Here is a 19,658-nt window from a genome sequence, read left to right on the forward strand (position 1 = left end):
GCGCGCGCGACACCGGGCCGAAGGCCGTCTAGCATCGCGATCATGCTGGCGCTGCTGCACACCTCACCGGTTCACGTTCCGGTCTTCGACGCCCTGCGAGACGCCGACCATCCAGGACTCGTCCTGCGTCATCTCGTGGACGAGTCCCTGCTCAGCCGGGCCAGGGCCGAGGGCCCGGACGCGGTCGCGGCCGATGTCGAGTCGGCGCTCGCCGGCGCGGTCGCCGAGGGGGCGACCGCCGCGCTGTGCACCTGCTCGACCATCGGTGAGGTCGCGGAGCGGGCCGCCCCGGCCCTCGGCGTGCCCGTCCTGCGGGTCGACCGGCCGATGGCCGTGGCCGCCGCCGCGGCCGACCGGGTCGTGGTGGTCGCCGCGCTGGACAGCACGCTGGAAGCGACGGTGGGGCTGATCCGGCAGGAGGCGGGGGAGCGGCGCATCGAGGTGCGTACCGTACTGGTCGAGGGCGCGTGGGAGCGCTTCGAGGCCGGTGACCGCGACGGCTATCTGGACGCGGTGGCCGCCGCCGTCGACGCCGTCACCGAAGCGGATGTGATCGTGCTGGCCCAGGCGTCGATGGCCGACGCGGCCGAGCGCGCCGCGAGTGACATTCCGGTCTTCTCCAGCCCGCGCCCGGGGCTCAACGCCGCCGCTGCCGCCGCCGTCGCCCTCTGACCCCCGAGGGGGTCCGGCGATCGGACACCCCGGGGTTACGCGTGGATCCGGCGAGCGTGGGCACGCGCTCCGGGAGACATTGGGAACGCACGACTCCCGCACTTCTGGAGGTCCGGCATGACGAGCCTTCCCCCCGATCCCGTACCGCCGACGCCCACCCCGCAGCCGGTCCCGCCGCCGGTGCCGGGGCCCGGGCCGGCGCCGGAGCCCGTTCCCTCGCCGCCGAGCCCCGCGCCCATCCCCGAACCCCAACCCATCCCGCACCCGCCGGGCCCCGACCCCGTACCGGAGCCGGAGCCCTCACCCGGGCCACTGGGTTCGCGGTACTGGAGCTCCTAGCTCGTCGAGACCTCGGAGCGGTCGCCGCCCCAGAGGGTGTGGAACGATCCCTCGCGGTCCGTGCGCCGGTAGGTGTGCGCGCCGAAGAAGTCGCGCTGCCCCTGCGTGAGCGCGGCGGGCAGCCGCTCGGCGCGCAGCGCGTCGTAGTACGCGAGCGCCGCCCCGAAGCCCGGCGTCGGCACACCCTGGTGCACGGCCGCGGCCACCACCGCGCGCCAGTCGTCCTGCGCCGCGCCGATCTCCTCCGCGAACTGCTTGTCGGACAGCAGGCTCGGCAGGTCGGGCTGCGTGTCGAACGCCCCGCGGATCCGGTCGAGGAACGCGGCGCGGATGATGCAGCCCGCGCGCCAGATCGCGGCGACCGAACCGAGGTCGATGTTCCAGCCGTACTCCTCGCTGCCCGCCTGGATCTGGTGGAAGCCCTGCGTGTACGACACGATCTTCGACGCGTACAGCGCCTGCTCGACCTGGTCGGCGAAGCGCGCCGCGTCGGCCTCGCCGAGCGGAGCGGCCGTCGGGCCGGGCAGCGTGCGGGACGCCTCGCGCAGCGCGGCGTGCCCGGACAGTGAACGGGCGAAGACGGCCTCGGCGATGCCGGAGACCGGGACCCCCAGATCGAGGGCGATCTGTACGGTCCAGCGGCCCGTGCCCTTCTGCTCGGCCTGGTCCGTCACGATGTCCACGAACGGCTTGCCCGTCGCCTCATCCGTATGGGCGAGCACCTCCGCCGTGATCTCGATCAGATACGAGTCGAGCCGGCCGGTGTTCCACGACCGGAAGGTCTCCGCGATCTTCGCGGGGGAGTAGCCGGCCACGGACCGCAGCAGGTGGTACGCCTCGGCGATCAGCTGCATATCGGCGTACTCGATGCCGTTGTGCACCATCTTCACGAAGTGGCCCGCGCCGTCGGGGCCGATATGGGCCACGCACGGCGCGCCGTCGGGCGCCTTCGCGGCGATGCGCTCCAGCAGCGGGCCGAGCGACTCGTACGACTCGGCGGATCCGCCCGGCATGATGCTCGGCCCGTGCAGTGCCCCCTCCTCACCGCCCGAGATGCCCACACCCACGAAGTGGATCCCGCGCTCACGCAGTTCCCGCTCCCGGCGCCGGGTGTCCGCGAAGTGGGCGTTGCCGCCGTCGATGATGACGTCGCCCTCCTCCAGCAGCGGGGCGAACTCCTCGATCACGGCGTCCGTCGGTTCGCCGGCCTTCACCATGATGACCAGCCGCCTCGGCCGCTCCAGCGCCGCGACGAACTCCGCCGCCGACTCGGCGGCGACGAAGGTGCCCTCGTCACCGAACTCGTCCACCAGGGCGCGGGTCTTCGACGCGGTGCGGTTGTGCACGGCGACGGTGAAGCCGTTGCGGGCGAAGTTGCGGGCGAGGTTGCGGCCCATCACCGCAAGCCCCGTGACGCCGATCTGGGCTGTACCACTCATGCGTGCGCTCCTGGATATCCGTCGGATGTGCCGTGCTTCGCCAGTACGTCCCGCCGGGGAGGGATACGCACCGCAGAACACGGCCGTTCACCAATCGTCAAGCCGCCCGGGAGCTTCCGCATTCCGGGCTGGGGCCTTACGTCTGGATCATGCCGGGCGCGGCCTGATCCAGACGTAAGGCGCTCGTCGCATCGTGCCGTGTCCGGCTCGTGAGCGGCAACAAGGGCCGCGCCCGGGATCGTTCGCGGAGTATTGACACCCTCTCAGCGGCGGCGTAACACTGACACGGCCTTGGAGAGCGCTCTCCCGCAGTGATTCCAAGCGGCATGGAGGTCCGCATGGCCGAGAGATTCCGCACCACCGCCCTGATGTCCGCGTTACTCGTCGCCACCGCACTGGCTCTGGTGGCCTTCGGGTTCTCCGCGATTCCGGACACCGCCACCGCCACCACCCCGCGCGCGGCCGACCGGCAGGCCACGGCGCAACAGGCGGCGCTGTCCGCCCACGCCGGGCACAAGATGGCCCCCGCCGCCCCCGTACCGTCGGGGGACGACCCCGACGGGGACGGATACATACCGGCCAACCCGCCCGTGACCGGGGTGGAGCCGTCGACCGAAATCCCCCCGCACCGCTACTTCCACGAGTTCCAGGCGAACTGCTCGCCCACGCACACCAGGCCGGATGACCCGATCGTGTACCCCGGTCAGCCCGGCAAGTCGCACGACCACACGTTCATGGGCAACACCACGACCGACGCCCACAGCACCACGGCCTCGCTGAGCGGCGGCGGCACGGCGTGCAAGGCGCCGGGCGACAAGTCCGCGTACTGGATGCCCACCCTGTTCAAGGGGAACACGGCGGTCCTGCCGGTCGGTCCGCAGACCATCTACTACAAGTCGGGCGTCACCGACTACCGCACGGTGCGGCCGTTCCCCAAGGGGCTGCGCTTCGTCGTCGGCAGCCCGACGCAGTCGGCCGACGAGTTCCGCAACCACCCGGGCTGGGTGGAGGGCTGGGAGTGCGGGAACCAGTACAACAACACCGAAATCCCGGCGTCCTGCCCGACCGCCCAGGACGTTCAGCTCAACCTCCGCTTCCAGGCGCCGAGTTGCTGGGACGGAAAGTATCTGGACACCCCGAACCACCAGAGCCATATGGCCTATCCGGTCGCGCAGGGCGCCAACCAGGACGTCTGCCCCACCTCGCACCCGGTGGCTCTGCCGATGATCGAGTTCAAGATGGCCTGGCCCGTCAACGGCGATATGTCGCAGGTCAGGCTGGCCAGTGGTACGGGGCACTCGTTCCACTACGACTTCTTCAACGCGTGGGACGACGCGACGCTGAACGCGCTGGTCCAGCACTGCGTCGTGGGCGGACTCCAGTGTGACGCCCGAGGCTACGACCAGACCCATCCCGAGGCGGGCGCCGCGCTCAACGCGGATTACGAACTGCCCTGACCGGTGCGCTCTCCCCGATGGGTGCCGCACGCCCATCGGGGAGAGCGCTCTCCCGTCCCCGATCCCGAGTACGAGACCGCACCCGCGCCCCCCCACATCCTGAGGAGACAGACCCTCCATGCACCCACCCGCCGTACTCCCCGTACACCGGCCGGCCGGCAGAGCCCGCCGTCCGGCCCCGCTCGCCGTCGCCGCACTCTTCGCCGCCTGCGCGGTGGCCCTCCCGGCCCCCGCCGCGCACGCCGCCGGCAGTGTCGTCAAGGTCACCGGATCGCAGGGCTCCTGGCAGCTGACCGTCGACGGAGCGCCCTACCAGGTCAAGGGCCTGACCTGGGGTCCCGCGGTAGCGGACGCCGCGCGGTACATGCCCGACGTGAAGTCGATGGGCGCCAACACCGTACGCACCTGGGGCACCGACGCCACCAGCAAACCGCTGTTCGACGCGGCGGCGGCCAATGGAGTCAAGGTCATCGCCGGTTTCTGGCTCCAGCCGGGCGGTGGTCCCGGCAGCGGTGGCTGTGTCGACTATCTGACGGACACCACCTACAAGAACAACATGCTCGCGGAGTTCCCCAGATGGGTGGACACCTACAAGGACCACCCCGGCGTCCTGATGTGGAATGTCGGCAATGAGTCCGTCCTCGGACTCCAGAACTGCTACAGCGGCACCGCGCTGGAGCAGCAGCGCGACGCGTACACCACCTTCGTCAACGAGATCACGAAGAAGATCCACGCGGTCGACCCCAACCACCCGGTGACCTCGACGGACGCGTGGACCGGGGCCTGGCCGTACTACAAGCGCAACGCGCCCGACCTCGATCTGTACGCGGTGAACTCCTACGGCGATGTCTGCAATATCCGCAAGACCTGGCAGGACGGCGGCTACACCAAGCCCTATATCGTCACCGAGGGCGGTCCCGCCGGTGAGTGGGAGGTGCCCGACGACGCCAACGGCGTGCCCGACGAGCCCGCCGACACCGCCAAGGCGAGCGGCTACACCAAGGCGTGGGGCTGTATCACCGGCCACCCGGGCGTGGCGCTCGGTGCGACACTCTTCCACTACGGCACCGAGTACGACTTCGGCGGCGTCTGGTTCAATCTGCTCCCCGCGGGCCAGAAGCGGCTCTCGTACTACGCGGTGAAGCGGGCCTACGGCGGCAACACCTCCGCCGACAACACTCCGCCCGTGATCTCCTCGATGGCGGTCGACGGCGCCGCCTCGGTCCCGGCCGGCCGGGAGTTCACCGTACGGACGTCGGTCTCGGACCCGGACGGCGACCCGCTCACGTACCAGCTGCTGCTGGGCAGCAAGTACCTCGACAATTCGGGGCAGTTGACGGATGTCCGGTTCACCGACGCGGGCAACGGCACCTTCAAGGTCACCGCGCCCGACCGGCTCGGGGTGTGGAAGGTCTATGTCAAGGCCTCCGACGGCAAGGGCAATGTCGGTATCGAGACGAAGTCCTTCAAGGTGGTGCCCCCGCCGGTCGGCGGGACCAATCTCGCCCAGGGCAGGCCGGCCACTGCCTCCTCGTACCAGCCGAGCGGCACCGGCTGTCCCTGCCCCGCGGGCAACGCCGTCGACGGCTCGTTCGACACCCGCTGGGCCAGCGACTGGAGCGATCCGCAGTGGATCCAGGTCGATCTGGGCCGCAAAACAACGTTCCGGCATGTCCAGCTTGCCTGGGAAGCCGCGTACGCCAAGGGATACACCCTCCAGACCTCCGACAACGGTCAGGACTGGTCCACGCTGAGGACCGTCACCGACGGCGACGGCGGGATCGATGACCACGACGTCGCCGGGGACGCCCGTTATGTGCGGGTCAACTCGACGGTACGGGGCACCGCTTGGGGCTACTCGCTCTACGAGTTCGGGGTGTACGGCTGACCTCACCGGTAGCGCGGAACCCCGCGGCGGGCCACGGATCTCCGTGGCCCGCCGCGGAAGGTTTAGCCGGCGATTTTGCGTATACGGGCGCCGTCCGCACGTAAAGCATGGACCGCATCGGGCGTCGATCGGGCACGCGCGGAGTGGTATTCGGGCAGTGATCCGCGCAACACCGACCCTGCTATCCATGATGACCAGCGCAAACGTTCTTGACGAAACGGGCATGAACGGACACAGTCGATGCTGCGAAGAAGCTGGTCGCAGCGGGTCCCTTGCTTGTACAAACGACCCATGAGCCCGAACGGGTGCTGAGCCGCAGCAAAGCAGGGAAGTGTGTCACCGTGGACACCGACGAACGACGACGAGAAATTCTTGAGATCGCCCGACGTGACGGGTCAGTGGAAGTCAGCGCACTGGCCACGAAGCTCCGGGTCGCGAAGGAGACCGTCCGGCGTGATCTGCACGCCCTGGAAGGTCATGGACTGGTACGGCGTACCCACGGCGGTGCCTACCCGGTCGAGAGCGCCGGGTTCGAGACGACTCTCGCGGTACGGACCACCCGGCTCGTACCTCAGAAGTCACGGATCGCGGCGGCCGCCGCCGATCTCCTGGGAGACGCGGAAACGGTCTTCGTCGACGAGGGTTTCACCCCCCAGCTCGTCGCCGAGGCGCTGCCGCGCGACCGCCAGCTGACCGTGGTCACCGCCTCCCTCGCCGTGGCGACCGCGCTCGCCGAGGCCGAGAAGATCGCCGTACTGCTGCTCGGCGGGCGGGTGCGCGGGTCCACCATGGCCACGGTCGATCACTGGACCACCAGAATGCTCTCCGACTTCGTCATCGACCTGGCGTACGTCGGAGCGAACGGCATCTCCCGCGAGTACGGCCTCACCACCCCCGATCCGGCCGTCAGCGAGGTGAAGGCCCAGGCCATGCGCAGCGCCCGCCGCCGGGTCTTCGCCGGGATCCACACCAAGTTCGGCGCCGTCAGCTTCTGCCGCTTCGCGGAGGTCGGCGATTTCGAATCGATCGTGACGGACGCGGGACTGCCGTCGGCCGAGGCGCAGCGGTACTCACTGCTGGGCCCGCAGGTCATCCGCGTCTGAATCAGCGGGCACCAACCCCCATTTCGTCCTCTTCCCCCGGTCCGATCCCCGGTCCGGAGGCGGGGCAGAGCCGTCCCCGAACCCCTCTCGTAACGATGATCAGGAGAAATCTCATGCCCCTCCAGCAACGACGACGCGACTTCCGCGTGCGTGTGGGTGCGAGCGCGGCCCTGGTGGCCCTTCTCGCGGGGTGCAGCGGCGCGGGCGGCGCCTCCTCGTCCGGAGGGGGTGACACCCTCAATGTGCTCATGGTGAACAACCCGCAGATGGTCGAGTTGCAGAAGCTGACCGCGGACAACTTCACCAAGGACACCGGCATCAAGGTCAACTTCACGGTGCTCCCGGAGAACGACGTCCGCGACAAGATCACCCAGGACTTCTCCAACCAGGCCGGCCAGTACGACGTCGCCACCATCAGCAACTTCGAGGTGCCCTTCTTCGCGAAGAACGGCTGGCTGCACGCGCTCGACGACTACACCGCCAAGGACAAGGCCTTCGACCAGGGCGACATCCTCAAGCCCCTCCAGGAGTCCCTCACCGCGGAGGACGGCAAGCTCTACGGCCAGCCCTTCTACGGCGAGTCGTCCTTCCTGATGTACCGCAAGGACGTCTTCGAGGCGAAGAACCTGACGATGCCCGCGAAGCCCACCTGGCAGCAGGTCGCCGACCTCGCCGCCAAGGCGGACGGCGCGGAGGCGGGCATGAAGGGCATCTGTCTGCGCGGGCTGCCCGGCTGGGGCGAGGTCATCGCCCCGCTGACCACCGTCGTCAACACCATGGGCGGCACATGGTTCACCAAGGACTGGGAGGCGCAGCTCACTTCCCCCGAGTTCACCAAGGCCACCCAGTTCTATGTCGATCTGGTACGCAAGCACGGCGAGGCGGGCGCGCCCCAGGCCGGCTACGCCGAGTGCCTGAACAACATGACGCAGGGCAAGTCGGCCATGTGGTACGACGCCACCGCCGGCGCCGGCTCGCTGGAGGCCAAGGGATCCCCGGTCAAGGGCAAGATCGGCTACGTACCCGCGCCGGTGGACAAGACGGACAGCTCCGGCTGGCTGTACACCTGGGCCTGGGGCATGCAGAAGGCGTCCACCAAGACCGAGAACGCGTGGAAGTTCATCTCCTGGGCGTCCAGCAAGGAGTACGAGAACCTCGTCGGCGAGAAGATCGGCTGGTCCAATGTGCCCGCCGGCAAGCGCGCCTCCACGTACGCCAACCCGGACTATCTGAAGGACGCGGCGGCCTTCGCCGAGGTCACCAAGGAGGCCATCGCCAACGCCAACCCGCGTGACCCGGGCACCCAGCCGCGTCCCACCGTCGGCATCCAGTTCGTCGACATCCCCGAGTTCACGGACCTCGGCACCAAGGTCTCGCAGGAGATCAGCGCGGCCATCGCCGGCAAGAAGTCGGTCGCCGAGGCGCTCAAGAACTCGCAGGCGCTCGCCGAGAAGGTAGGCAAGGACCAGAAGTGAGTACCTCCGTCAGCACCCCCCCACTCTCCCCGGCCGGCGCCAAGCGCCCCTCGGCGCCCCGGCGCGCCGGCCGGGGGGCCCCGGGCCGGGCCCGCGCCTGGGCCACCCGTGCCCCGCTGCTGCCCGCCCTGGTCTTCCTGATCGCGGTCACCCAGCTGCCGTTCGTGGCGACGCTGGTGATCTCGCTCTTCGACTGGAACTCGCTCGCCCCCGACGACCGCAGCTTCGCGGGGGTCTCCAACTACGGTTCCGTCTTCACCGACGCGAGTCTGCGCGAGTCGGTCTTCACGACCGTGCTGCTCACCGCGAGCGTGGTGATCGTCAGCGTGGTCCTCGGACTGCTGCTGGCCCTGCTGCTCGACCGTAAGTTCATCGGCCGCGGCTTCGTCCGTACGCTGCTCATCACGCCGTTCCTGCTGGTGCCCGTCTCGGCCGCGCTGATGTGGAAGCACGTCCTCTACAACCCCGAGTACGGCCTGCTCAACGGCGGTTGGGCGTGGTTCACCGGACTCTTCGGAGTCTCCAGCCCCGCCCAGCCCGACTGGATCTCCGACATGCCGCTGCTGGCGGTCGAGGCATCCCTGGTCTGGCAGTGGACGCCGTTCATGATGCTCATCCTGCTCGCCGGGCTGCAGAGCAGGCCCGCCGAGATCATGGAGGCCGCGAAGCTGGACGGCGCGACCGGCTGGCAGATGTTCCGCTTCCTGACCGTGCCGCATCTGCGCCGCTATCTGGAACTGGGCGTTCTGCTCGGATCGATCTACATCGTGCAGAACTTCGACGCGGTGTTCACGCTCACCTCGGGCGGACTCGGCACCGCGAACCTCCCGTACACCATCTACCAGACCTTCTACCAGGCTCACGAGTACGGACTGGCCTCGGCCGCCGGAGTCGTCGTCGTGATCGGCACCATCGTGATCGCGACCTTCGCCCTGCGTGTCGTCTCGTCCCTCTTCAGTGAGGAGGCGAACCGATGAGCACACTCTCCGTACCGAACACCGCTACGGCGTCACGCCCCCGCATCGACAAGTACGCCCCCGCCGCCCGGCGGGCCAGGCGGCGCTCCGCCGGGCTCGGGCTGCTGGCCTGGATCGTCGGCATCGTCTTCTGTCTGCCGGCGCTGTGGATGCTGCTGACCTCCTTCCACTCGGAGACGGACGCGGCGACCAACCCGCCGTCCGTCGGCGCGCCCCTCACCCTCGACAGCTACCGGGTCTTCTTCGGCGAGGGAGGCGGCGCCAGCCCCTGGCCGCCGCTGATCAACTCCCTGACGGCGTCGCTGTTCTCCACGCTGTTCGTGCTGGTGCTGGCGCTCCCGGCGGCGTACGCGCTCTCCATCAAGCGGGTGGAGAAGTGGACGGACGTCATGTTCTTCTTCCTCTCCACGAAGATGCTGCCCGTCGTCGCCGGGCTGCTTCCGGTGTATCTCTTCGCCAAGAACGTCGGCATGCTGGACAACATCTGGCTGCTCGTCATCCTCTACACCTCGATGAATCTGCCGATCGCGGTATGGATGATGCAGTCCTTCCTCGCGGATGTGCCGGTCTCCATCATCGAGGCCGCGCAGGTGGACGGCGCCCGGCTGCCCACGGTGCTGATGCGGGTGGTGGCGCCGGTGGCCGCGCCCGGTATCGCGGCCACCTCGCTGATCTGCTTCATCTTCAGCTGGAACGAGCTGCTCTTCGCCAGGGTGCTCACCGGTGTGACGGCTCAGACCGCACCCGTATTCCTGACGGGCTTCGTGACCAGCCAGGGGCTCTTCCTCGCCCAGCTGTGCGCCGCGTCCGTCGTTGTGTCCCTGCCGGTGCTCGCCGCAGGTTTCGCCGCCCAGGACAAGTTGGTCCAGGGCCTTTCTCTTGGAGCTGTTAAGTAATGAGGGCAGCGATCGTCGAAGCCGTCGGCAAGGTCTCCGTCACGACGGTTCCCGACCCCACCCCCGGCCCCCGGGATGTGGTTGTCGCCGTCGCCGCGTGCGGGATCTGCGGTACCGATCTGCATATTCTCCAGGGCGAGTTCGCGCCCACCCTGCCCATCGTGCCCGGCCATGAGTTCGCCGGGGAGATCGTCGAGATCGGCTCCGAGGTCACCGAACTGTCCGTGGGCGACAAGGTCGCTGTCGACCCGTCGCTGTACTGCAACGAATGCCGGTACTGCCGCTCCGGCCGGGGCAATCTGTGCGACCGGTGGAACGCGATCGGCGTCAGCAAGCCGGGTGGCGCGGCCGAGTTCGCCGTCGCGCCGGTCGCCAACTGCGTCAAGCTGCCCGAGCACATCGATGTGAAGGACGCGGCGCTGATCGAGCCGCTGTCCTGCGCGGTCCGCGGTTACGACGTGCTCCGCTCCACCCTCGGCGCGGACGTGCTGATCTACGGTTCCGGCACCATGGGCCTGATGATGCTGGAGCTGGCCAAGCGCACCGGCGCCGCGGGCGTCGATGTCCTGGACATCAACCCGGAGCGGCTCGCGACCGCCAACAAGCTCGGCTGCTCGCGCTCCGGCGCCTCGGCGGAGGAGTTCGACCGGCCGGGCGGCTGGGATGTCGTGATCGACGCCACCGGCAACGCGGGCGCCATCCAGGACGGCCTCGGCCGGGTCGCCAAGGGCGGTACGTTCCTCCAGTTCGGCGTCGCCGACTACGCGACGACCGCGGTCATCGAGCCGTACCGCATCTACAACCAGGAGATCACGATCACCGGCTCCATGGCGGTGCTGCACAGCTACGAGCGGGCCGCCGCGCTCTTCGCCACCGGCGTTCTCGACCCCGCGGTCTTCATCAGCGACCGGCTGCCGCTGGAGCAGTACCCGCAGGCGATCGAGCGGTTCAAGGCGGGCCAGGGCCGCAAGATCGTGGTCCAGCCGTGAGTGAGGGTCCCGCGGTCCGCTCCGGCGCTGTCCTGGTGATGGGCGAGGCGCTGATCGACCTCGTACCGGTGCCGGACGAGCCGGAGCTCTACCGGGCCCAGCCCGGCGGCGCGCCCGCCAATGTCGCCGCGGGGCTGGCCCGGCTCGCCACGCCCAGCTGGTTCGCCGGCGCCCTCGGCGGCGACGGCTTCGCCCGGATGATCGAACAGCGGCTGGTCTCGGCCGGTACGGAACTGGGCCTGTGCGCACGCTCGGAGCTGCCCACGACGCTCGCGGTCGCCGACCCGGGCCCGGACGGCACGAGCTACCACTTCCATCTCCAGGACACCGCGACCTTCCGGCTGCCGGACCACTCCGCGGTGGTGGACCGGTTCGCCGCGGTGTACGTGGGCGGGGTCGCCGCGGTCGTCGAACCGGCGGCCGGAGCGGTCGCGGCCACCGCCCGCGCGGGCGCCGAACGGTCCCTGCTGGTGGTGGACCCCAATGTGCGCGAGGACCGGACCATCGACCCGGAGCCGAGCGCGCGCCGGCTGCGTGAGCTGTGCGAACTGGCGCAGGTCGTCAAGGCGAGCGACGAGGATCTCGCGCGCCTGTGGCCGGACACCGATCCCGACGAGACCTGCCGGCGGCTGGCGGGGCAGGGCCGGCTCGTGATCCTCACCCGCGGCGCCAAGGGCAGCACGGCCTACGCGGGCTCCGCGGAACCGGTCTCCGTGCCCGCGGTGCCCGTCGAGGTGGTCAACACCATCGGCGCGGGCGACGCGTTCATGGCGGGTGTCCTCACCTGGCTGAGCACCAACGGCGCGCACCGCGAGGGCGGGGTGGCCGGGCTGTCGCGCGACCGGGTGGAGGAGATGCTCGTCCTGGCCTCCCGGGTGGCTGCCTCGGTGGTCGCCCAGACCGGTACGGAACCCTCGCTGCCCGACGACGACCTCGGCTGACCTCCGGGCACGTCCGTAACGGCCGGAGCCGCCACCCCGTCGGTAAGGGGTGGCGGCTCCGGCCGTCGCCGTTGGGTGTCCGGGGTCAGGCGGCCTTGCGGCCACGGGCGTTCGCCGCGCGGATGATGTCCGCGTAGTGGTGGCCGCTGCCCTTGATGGTGCGCCGCTGCGTCTCGTAGTCCACATGGACCAGACCGAACCGCTTGTCGTAGCCGTACGCCCACTCGAAGTTGTCCATCAGCGACCAGGCGAAGTACCCGGCGAGCGGGGCGCCCTTCGCCACCGCCCGCGCGCAGGCCGCCAGATGCTCGTCCAGATACCGGGCACGCTCGGGGTCGTCGACCGTGCCGTCCGCGGCGACGGTGTCGGGGAAGGCCGCGCCGTTCTCGGTGACATAGACGCGCCGCGCGCCGTACTCCTCGGTCAGCCGCAGCAGCAGCTGCTCCAGACCGTCGGCGTGCACCTCCCAGCCCATATGGGTGTGGCGCGCGTCCGGTACGTCGATCTGCCGGGCGAACGGGGCGGCCCCAGTGGGGTCGTCCCGCACGATCTGGCGGAAGTAGTAGTTCAGCCCCAGCCAGTCCAGCGGCGCCGCGATGGTCTCCAGATCGCCGGGGCGCGCGGGCAGCTCCACGCCGTACAGATCGAGCATGTCCTGCGGATAGCCGCGGCCATGGATCGGGTCGAGCCACCAGCGGTTGGTGTGGCCGTCGGCCCGTACCGCCGCCGCGCGGTCGGCCTCGCTGTCGCTCGCCGGCTCGATCGGGCTGAGGTTGTTGACGATGCCGACCCGGGCGTCCGAGGAGGCCGCGCGGAGCGCCTGTACCGCCAGACCGTGTCCGAGATGGAGATGGAACGAGGTGCGTACGGCCGCCGTGAGATCGGTGATCCCCGGCGCCATCGTGCCTTCGAGATGGCCGATCCATGACGAGCACAGCGGCTCGTTGAGGGTCGCCCAGTCCTTCACCCGGTCGCCCAGACGCTCGGCGACGACGGACGCGTACCGCGCGAAGTGCTCGGCGGTGTCCCGGACCGGCCAGCCGCCCCGGTCCTGGAGCGCCTGCGGCAGATCCCAGTGGTAGAGCGTGGCGAACGGTGTGATGCCGGCGTCCAGCAGGCCGTCCACCAGCCGGTCGTAGAAGTCCAGGCCGGCCTTGTTCACCGGTCCGTCGCCGCCGGGGATGACCCGCGGCCAGGCCAGCGAGAAGCGGTACGCGTCCACACCGAGCCGCTTCATCAGCCCGATGTCCTCGGGCACGCGGTGGTAGTGGTCACAGGCCACATCGCCGTTGTCGTTGTTGTCGATCGTGCCCGGGGTGTGCGAGAACGTGTCCCAGATCGAGGGGGCACGGCCGTCCTCGGCCACGGCTCCCTCGATCTGGTACGCGGCGGTGGCGACGCCCCAGGCGAAATCGTGGGGAAGGGCGTTGAGGTCGTTCACGGACTGCCTTTCTGGAGGGGTCACTTCACGGCGCCCGCGGTCAGGCCGGCGACGAGGTAGCGCTGGAGAAGAAGGAACCCGACGACCACCGGCACGCTGACGACCAGCGAAGCGGCCATGATCTGGTTCCAGTAGACGTCGTTCTGGGTGGCGTAGCCCTGGAGACCGACGGCGAGGGTCCTGGTGGCGTCGTTGGTCATGACGGAGGCGAAGAGGACTTCGCCCCACGCCGTCATGAACGCGTAGACGGCGACGGCGACGATCCCGGGGACCGCGGCGGGTACCACCACACGGAACAGGGCGCGGATGGGTCCGCAGCCGTCCACCATGGCGGCCTCGTCGAGCTCCCTCGGGATGGAGTCGAAGTATCCGATCAGCATCCAGATGGAGAACGGCAGCGAGAACGTCAGATAGGTGAGGATCAGACCGCCGCGCGAGCCGTACAGCTCGACGCCTGTGCTGTTCCCGATGTTCACGAAGATCAGGAACAGCGGAAGCAGGAAGAGGATGCCGGGGAACATCTGGGTGGAGAGCACCGTGACGGTGAAGACACGCTTGCCGCGGAAGCGGTAGCGGCTCACCGCGTAGGCGGCGAACACCGCGATCACCACGGACAGCACCGTCGCCGAACCCGCCACGATCAGCGAGTTCACGAAGTACTTGGCGAGCGGGACGGTCTTCCAGATGTCGAAGTACGGGCGGATCGTCAGGTTCGTCGGGAACCACTGGAACTTCCCGGAGACGTCCTGGAGCGGCTTGAGCGAGCTGCTGACCATCACATAGACGGGCAGCAGCGCGAAGGCCGCCAGCGCCGTCAGTACGACGCGGCGCGTCCAGATGAACGACCGCGGCGGTGCGATGGGAGACCTGGGCCTAGACATCCGAGCCCTTCCTTCCCCGGGAGGTGAGGAACAGATAGACCGCCGTGACCAGCAGCAGGAAGAGCAGCAGCAGAACGGACATGGCGGATCCCGAGCCGAAGTTCCAGGTGACGAACGACGACTGGTAGATATGGATCGAGATCAGATCCGCCGCTTCCGGCGCCGACTTGCCGAACAGCACATACGGCGTGTTGAAGTCGTTGAACGTCCACAGGAACAGCACGAGCACCAGCACCTGGTTGACCGGGCGCAGCGACGGCAGTGTGATCGTGCGGATCTGCTGCCAGATGCCCGCTCCGTCGATGGAGGCGGCCTCGTAGAGGTCACGCGGGATGTTCTGGAGCGCCGCCATCAGCATCAGGAACGCGAAGGGCCAGGACTTCCAGAGCGAGACGACGACCAGCGCGATGAAGCTGTTGTTGCCGATCAGCCAGAACGACGGTCTGTCGGTGAGGCCGAGCTGGTCGTACAGCACGTGATTGATGAGGCCGTTGTCGTGCTGGAACATGAACGCCCAGGTGATCACCGCCGCGTACACGGGCAGGGCGTACGGGACGAGGAAGATCGTCCGCAGGACGCTCCGGCCGCGGAAGTTCTCCTGGAGCATGATCGCCGCCGTCACCCCGAACAGCCAGGACAGCCCGACGGAGAGCACGGTGAAGGCGCAGGTCACCAGGAACGAGTGGAGCAGTGCCTGACCGATCGGGGCATCGAAGTCGATGGCGATCTTGTAGTTGTCGAAGCCGGCGAAGGGGGAGTTGCCCCAGTTCCGGATGAAGAACTGGGTGAGCTGCCGGAAGCTCACCCAGATCCCGATCACCATCGGGATCAGGTGGATGAGCAGTTCGAGGACGACGGCGGGCAGCAGCAGGAGATAGGGCAGACCGCCCTGACGGATCCGGTCGGGGATGCGCGGCAGACGCCGTCCGCGCGCACCCCCGCCGTCCGTCTTCTCCGTATCGCCCGCCTTGTGCCCACTGCTGGGGGTCACGATGACGGTCATGGGGAGGGCCTCACTGCGCCATCTGCTGCTGGGCCTTGGTCAGGGCCGCCTTGACGGATTCGGTGGTCACCGGCTTGCCCGCCGCGGCGTCGGCGAACAGGCCCTTGACGGCCGTGCCGACGGTCGTCTCGAACTGCGACTCGTTCGCGACCTGGGGGAGCGGCGCGGCGCTGGTGGCCAGGGTGTCGCGCAGGACCTTCACGTCCGAGGCGGAGAACGCCGGGTCCTCCTGCGCGGCCTTGACGGGCGGCACGGAGCCGTAGGTCTTGTTCAGCAGCTTCTGTTCGGCGTCGCTCGTCATGAACTTCACGAACTTCTTCGCGCCGTCGATGTTCTTGGTGTTGTTGAACACGGCGATATTGATGCCGGCGACCATGGAGTTGAGGTTCTGGCCGGTGCCGGGAGTGCCGGACGGGACCGGTACGGGCGCCACGCCCCAGTCCTCGGGCTTCATGCCCTGGGAGGCGAAGGTCGAGGCCGCGGCCTGCCACAGGACCATGGCCGTCTTGCCCTTGGCGAAGTCCTGGAGGGACTGGTTCTGCGCGTACTCCGCGTTGCCCGGAGCGATGATCTTGTCCTTGGCCATGAAGTCGATGTACTGCTTCACGGCGGCGACGGCGCCGTCGGAGGTGAAGGTCGGCTTGCCCGCCTTGTCGAAGAAGTCGGCGCCGTGCTGCTTACCGAGGGCGAAGACCTGGTGGATGTTGTTCGAGAGGTTGGCGCCCTCGGCGCCGAGCGCCCACTTGCCGTCCTTGGAGATCTTCCTGCCGTCGGCGATCAGCTGGTCCCAGGTGGCCGGCGGCTGTGAGATCCCGGCGTCGGCGAACATCTTCTTGTTGTAGTAGAGCGCGTACGCCAGCGAGTACAGCGGCACGGCGGAGGGGTCCTGACCCTCCGCACCGGCCGAGGCGACCGCCGAGTCGACGAACCGGTCCCGGCCGCCGATCGCGTCGAAGTTCTTCTGGTCCCACGGCAGCAGCGCGCCGGTGGCCTGGAGCGAGGCCGACCAGGTGTTGCCGATGTTCAGCACATCGGGGCCCTGTCCCGAGGTGGTGGCGGCGAGGATCCGGTTGAGCAGGTCGGCCCAGGGGACCACCTCCAGCTTGACCTTGATCCCGGTTTCCTTCTCGAACTTCTTCAGTTCGGGGGTGAGTATCTTCTTGTCCGCCTCGATGCTGGGCCCCTGGTTGGACGCCCAGTAGGTGAGCGTCTTCGGTGACTCGTTGCTGCCACCGCCGCCGGACGAGGAGCCTCCGCCGCATCCGGCGACGGCGGTGAGGGCACTGGCGAGGGCGATGGCTGCTGCGGCTCTGACTGTGCGCATGTGAGGTGGCCCCTTTCCGGGGATGGCTGCGTTCGAGAGTCGAACGGCCTCCATGACTTAATTTATGACGTGATTTAAGAGGTGAGCGAAGGTCGCGTCAAGGTCTGCGACCGGGGTATGTTGCGTCCAGGGAAGGAGCAACATGGCAGAACGCAGCAGACGGACGGTGCGTGACCTGCGCAGGGGGAACCGTGCCCGGGTTGTGCAACGGTTGTATTTCGACGGTCCGCTGAGCCGCCAGGAGCTCGGACCCGCCACCGGTCTGAGTTCAGGATCCATCAGCAACGTCGTGGCGGAACTGGCAGCCGAGGGCCTCCTGGAAGAAGCCGGCGTGGTCGATTCCGACGGCGGCCGTCCCCGTACCCTGCTGCGGGTCGCACCCGGCGGCGGCCTGCTCATCGGCATCGACATAGGCGAGACCCGCGTCCGGGTCGAGCTGTTCGATCTGTCGCTCACCGAACTGGCCCGCACCGACCGGCTGCTGGGCCCCGCCCGGCACGGCTACGACGTCGAACGCATCGTGAACCATGTCCGTATCGGCGTCTCCGATGTACTGCGCGACGCCGGGGCCGATCCGGAGCGGCTCCTCGGCATCGGCATCGGAGTCCCCGGCATCATCGAACGCGGCGGCCCGGCCGGAGCCACGGTCCACGGCCCCACCATCGGCTGGCACGCGGTGCCCTTCGAGAAGCTGCTCCGCGCGGTCCTCGAAGTCCCCTCCGACGTACCGCTGTTCATCGACAACGGTGCCAAGACCCTCGGCCAGGCGGAGATGTGGTTCGGCGGCGGCCGGGGCGCGGGCACCGCCGCCATCGCGCTCATCGGCTCCGGCATCGGCGCGAGCGTCATCCACGGCGGCGCCCTGATCGAGGAGAGCGGCCGGGGCAGCGCCCTCGAATGGGGCCACACCACCGTGCGGATGCGCGGCCGTCGCTGCCGCTGCGGCTCCATCGGCTGTCTGGAGGCGTACGCCGGAGCGGAGGCGCTGCGCGAACGCTGGTGCGAGGCGGGCGGTTCGCTCCCCGAGGACGCGGACGACGAGACCGCGATCGCCGCCCTGCTGGTCGCGGCCTTCCCCGGACCCGGAGGGCCCCCGCCCGACCCGCTGGCCGTCTCGCTCCTGGACGACACCGCCGAATGCCTGGGCGCGGCGGTCGGCGATCTGATCAATCTGTTCCTGCCCGAGCGCATCCTGCTCGGCGGCTGGGCCGGGCTGCTCATCGGCCCGCATCTGCTGCCCGCGATCCGGCGCCACGCGGAGCAGTACGCACTGGGCCACGCGGCGGCGCGTACCACGATCGAGCTGGGCGAACTGGGCCCGGACGCGGTCACGGTCGGCGCGGCCACGCTGCCGCTCGCCGCGTTCCTCGCCCGGGGCGGGAGCCGCCGGAGCGTTCCCGGTCAGGCGGCTCCCGCCCCGGGCGAGCCGGCCGGGGTGGCGGCGCCGCAGCGCTGGCGGCGCGCCTCCGCCTCCTCCGCGGCTCCCGCCACGTCGGAGCCCTCATGACGGGCGCGGTCACGGGCTGAACAGGCTCCGGGCTGAACCGGCTCCGGGTTGAACTGGATCCCGGGCTGAACCGGTCCCGGGCTGAACCGGTCCCGGGCCGGCCGGCTCCGGGCCGGCCGGGACGCCGGGGTGCGTACGCGGACCCTCAGGCCGATCCGCGTACCACCAGCGACGGTTCGAAGATCACCGACGTCACCGCGCGGTCCGACCCGGCGAGCCGGTCGAGCAGCAGCCGGGCCATCTCCGCCGCCATCTCCTCCACCGGCTGCCGGACGGTGGTCAGCGGCGGCCGGCACGCGACGGCCGCGCTGCTGTCGTCGAACCCGATCACCGCCACGTCCTCGGGCACCCGTCTGCCGTGCTCCCGCAGTACATGGCAGGCCCCCACCGCCATCACGTCGTTCGCCGCGAACACACCGTCCAGATCCGGGTGTTCGGCCAGCAGCCGGGCCATGGCCGCCTCACCGCTCTCCTGGGTGAACCGGCCCTCGGCGAGGGGGAGGTACGGCTGCCCGGCGCGCGCCATCGTGTCGCGGAAACCCGCCAGCCGGTCCTGCCCCGCGGGCACGTCCAGCGGTCCGGTGATCGTGGCGATCCGGCGGCAGCCGCGTGCCAGCAGATGTTCGGCGGCCAGCCGCGCGCCGTCCTGGTGGGCGAGATCGACATAGCTGATCCGAGTGGGCCGGGAGGGGCGCGCGTACAGAACGGCGGGCAGCCCGGCGTCCGTGATCAGGGCGGGCAGCGGATCGTCGGCGTGGGTCGACACGACCAGGGCGCCGTCGGCGCTGCCCTGACGGAGATACGAGACGACCTCGTCGCGGGCGCGCGAGGTCTCGGCGAACATCAGGACCGGGTACATCCCGCGCGGCCGGAGGTAGTTGACGACCCCCGTCACCACCCGGCCGAAGAACGGGTCGGCGAACACCTGGGCGGTGAAGGAGGCCCCGGCCCCGCCGTCGGGCTCATCGGGGTCGTGCGCGCCGCGGGTCGATCCGGCGTGGTGCCCGCCACCGTCGCCGCCCGTCGATCCCGCGGGGTGCGCGCCGCCGGTCTCGTCCTCCGGAGTCGGATCGTCCCCCGCGCCCGAGACCACCAGGGCGATTGCGTCCGTACGACGGGTCACCAGGGAGCGGGCCGCGCGGTTGGGGGTGTAGCCGGTCGCGGCCACCGCCTGCCGTACGGATTCCTGTATCACCGGGTCGACATTGCGGACCCCGTTGACGACCCGTGAGACCGTGGCGCGCGAGACGCCGGCCGCTCGCGCCACATCCTCCAGCGTGGGTGAACCGGCCGGTCTCGGGTCTTCCGTCATGCCCCCATTTATAG

The 19,658-nt window shown here is 69.5% G+C and carries 16 protein-coding genes; 10 read left to right on the top strand and 6 right to left on the bottom strand.

All coding sequences use genetic code 11. The annotated features are described in order from the left end of the window. Positions 1–42: 42 nt before the first annotated feature. Positions 43–672, top strand: a complete 630-nt coding sequence (locus IF11_RS0100380) for an aspartate/glutamate racemase family protein (protein WP_030349301.1) — start codon at positions 43–45, stop codon at positions 670–672. A gap of 335 nt (positions 673–1,007) precedes the next feature. On the opposite strand, the gene gndA is transcribed toward IF11_RS0100380, so the two are convergent. Beyond that, the gene (gene gndA / locus IF11_RS0100385; protein ID WP_030349302.1) at positions 1,008–2,450 is read right to left on the bottom strand and encodes an NADP-dependent phosphogluconate dehydrogenase; all 1,443 of its coding nucleotides are present in this window, start codon (positions 2,448–2,450) and stop codon (positions 1,008–1,010) included. 338 nt (positions 2,451–2,788) lie between these two features. Here gndA and IF11_RS0100390 point away from each other — a divergent pair, with 338 nt between their 5' ends. The 8 genes from IF11_RS0100390 to IF11_RS0100425 all read left to right on the top strand — a co-directional run bounded on the left by IF11_RS0100390 (position 2,789) and on the right by IF11_RS0100425 (position 12,176). Then, on the top strand, positions 2,789–3,907 hold the full coding sequence (locus IF11_RS0100390; protein WP_030349303.1) for a DUF1996 domain-containing protein: 1,119 nt from the start codon (positions 2,789–2,791) through the stop codon (positions 3,905–3,907). Between the two features lie 118 nt (positions 3,908–4,025). Next, entirely contained in the window at positions 4,026–5,795 is a 1,770-nt protein-coding gene (locus IF11_RS0100395; protein ID WP_030349304.1) for a discoidin domain-containing protein, read from the top strand. A 341-nt stretch (positions 5,796–6,136) separates the two neighbouring features. After that, on the top strand, positions 6,137–6,898 hold the full coding sequence (locus IF11_RS0100400) for a DeoR/GlpR family DNA-binding transcription regulator (protein ID WP_030349305.1): 762 nt from the start codon (positions 6,137–6,139) through the stop codon (positions 6,896–6,898). Between the two features lie 113 nt (positions 6,899–7,011). Then, positions 7,012–8,373 (top strand): ABC transporter substrate-binding protein, encoded by a 1,362-nt coding sequence (locus tag IF11_RS0100405; protein ID WP_030349306.1) that lies wholly within the window; start codon positions 7,012–7,014, stop codon positions 8,371–8,373. After that, on the top strand, positions 8,370–9,350 hold the full coding sequence (locus tag IF11_RS0100410; protein ID WP_030349307.1) for a carbohydrate ABC transporter permease: 981 nt from the start codon (positions 8,370–8,372) through the stop codon (positions 9,348–9,350). Before IF11_RS0100405 ends, IF11_RS0100410 begins: the two co-directional genes overlap by 4 nt. Beyond that, complete coding sequence (locus IF11_RS0100415) at positions 9,347–10,246, top strand: carbohydrate ABC transporter permease (RefSeq protein WP_030349308.1); 900 nt, start codon at positions 9,347–9,349, stop codon at positions 10,244–10,246. Before IF11_RS0100410 ends, IF11_RS0100415 begins: the two co-directional genes overlap by 4 nt. Continuing rightward, positions 10,246–11,235, top strand: a complete 990-nt coding sequence (locus IF11_RS0100420) for a zinc-dependent alcohol dehydrogenase family protein (protein ID WP_030349309.1) — start codon at positions 10,246–10,248, stop codon at positions 11,233–11,235. The genes IF11_RS0100415 and IF11_RS0100420 overlap by 1 nt, the downstream gene beginning before the upstream one ends. After that, positions 11,232–12,176, top strand: coding sequence for a PfkB family carbohydrate kinase (locus IF11_RS0100425; protein ID WP_030349310.1), 945 nt, complete (start codon positions 11,232–11,234; stop codon positions 12,174–12,176). The genes IF11_RS0100420 and IF11_RS0100425 overlap by 4 nt, the downstream gene beginning before the upstream one ends. A gap of 85 nt (positions 12,177–12,261) precedes the next feature. Here IF11_RS0100425 and IF11_RS0100430 read toward each other — a convergent pair whose 3' ends face one another. Genes IF11_RS0100430 through IF11_RS0100445 form a run of 4 tightly spaced genes read right to left on the bottom strand, consistent with a single transcriptional unit; the run spans position 12,262 to position 16,825 of the window. After that, positions 12,262–13,617 carry a GH1 family beta-glucosidase gene (locus IF11_RS0100430; RefSeq protein WP_030349311.1) on the bottom strand — a complete coding sequence of 452 codons (1,356 nt, stop codon included), beginning with the start codon at positions 13,615–13,617 and terminating at the stop codon, positions 12,262–12,264. A gap of 20 nt (positions 13,618–13,637) precedes the next feature. Then, complete coding sequence (locus IF11_RS0100435; RefSeq protein WP_030349312.1) at positions 13,638–14,498, bottom strand: carbohydrate ABC transporter permease; 861 nt, start codon at positions 14,496–14,498, stop codon at positions 13,638–13,640. Further along, positions 14,491–15,501, bottom strand: coding sequence for a carbohydrate ABC transporter permease (locus IF11_RS0100440; protein WP_030349313.1), 1,011 nt, complete (start codon positions 15,499–15,501; stop codon positions 14,491–14,493). Before IF11_RS0100440 ends, IF11_RS0100435 begins: the two co-directional genes overlap by 8 nt. A gap of 10 nt (positions 15,502–15,511) precedes the next feature. Further along, positions 15,512–16,825 (bottom strand): ABC transporter substrate-binding protein, encoded by a 1,314-nt coding sequence (locus IF11_RS0100445; protein WP_030349314.1) that lies wholly within the window; start codon positions 16,823–16,825, stop codon positions 15,512–15,514. Positions 16,826–16,967: 142 nt separating this feature from the next. Between IF11_RS0100445 and IF11_RS0100450 the strand changes: the two genes are divergently transcribed. After that, a complete protein-coding gene (locus IF11_RS0100450; RefSeq protein ID WP_078490268.1) occupies positions 16,968–18,332 on the top strand; it encodes an ROK family transcriptional regulator in 1,365 nt (454 codons plus the stop codon). Positions 18,333–18,477: 145 nt separating this feature from the next. Here the strand turns inward: IF11_RS0100450 and IF11_RS0100455 are convergent, their stop codons facing one another. After that, positions 18,478–19,644, bottom strand: a complete 1,167-nt coding sequence (locus tag IF11_RS0100455; RefSeq protein WP_030349316.1) for a LacI family DNA-binding transcriptional regulator — start codon at positions 19,642–19,644, stop codon at positions 18,478–18,480. Between the last annotated feature and the right edge of the window lie 14 nt (positions 19,645–19,658).

The sequence above is a fragment of the Streptomyces scopuliridis RB72 genome (assembly GCF_000718095.1).
Classification (GTDB): domain Bacteria; phylum Actinomycetota; class Actinomycetes; order Streptomycetales; family Streptomycetaceae; genus Streptomyces; species Streptomyces scopuliridis.

Bases quoted from the DNA above. Each gene is read 5' to 3' on its own strand.
- IF11_RS0100435 (WP_030349312.1), bottom strand. From the start codon at position 14,498: ATGTCTAGGCCCAGGTCTCCCATCGCACCGCCGCGGTCGTTCATCTGG.
- IF11_RS0100380 (WP_030349301.1), top strand. From the start codon at position 43: ATGCTGGCGCTGCTGCACACCTCACCGGTTCACGTTCCGGTCTTCGAC.
- IF11_RS0100455 (WP_030349316.1), bottom strand. From the start codon at position 19,644: ATGACGGAAGACCCGAGACCGGCCGGTTCACCCACGCTGGAGGATGTG.
- IF11_RS0100405 (WP_030349306.1), top strand. From the start codon at position 7,012: ATGCCCCTCCAGCAACGACGACGCGACTTCCGCGTGCGTGTGGGTGCG.
- IF11_RS0100390 (WP_030349303.1), top strand. From the start codon at position 2,789: ATGGCCGAGAGATTCCGCACCACCGCCCTGATGTCCGCGTTACTCGTC.
- IF11_RS0100415 (WP_030349308.1), top strand. From the start codon at position 9,347: ATGAGCACACTCTCCGTACCGAACACCGCTACGGCGTCACGCCCCCGC.
- IF11_RS0100395 (WP_030349304.1), top strand. From the start codon at position 4,026: ATGCACCCACCCGCCGTACTCCCCGTACACCGGCCGGCCGGCAGAGCC.
- IF11_RS0100440 (WP_030349313.1), bottom strand. From the start codon at position 15,501: ATGACCGTCATCGTGACCCCCAGCAGTGGGCACAAGGCGGGCGATACG.
- gndA (WP_030349302.1), bottom strand. From the start codon at position 2,450: ATGAGTGGTACAGCCCAGATCGGCGTCACGGGGCTTGCGGTGATGGGC.
- IF11_RS0100445 (WP_030349314.1), bottom strand. From the start codon at position 16,825: ATGCGCACAGTCAGAGCCGCAGCAGCCATCGCCCTCGCCAGTGCCCTC.
- IF11_RS0100420 (WP_030349309.1), top strand. From the start codon at position 10,246: ATGAGGGCAGCGATCGTCGAAGCCGTCGGCAAGGTCTCCGTCACGACG.
- IF11_RS0100450 (WP_078490268.1), top strand. From the start codon at position 16,968: ATGGCAGAACGCAGCAGACGGACGGTGCGTGACCTGCGCAGGGGGAAC.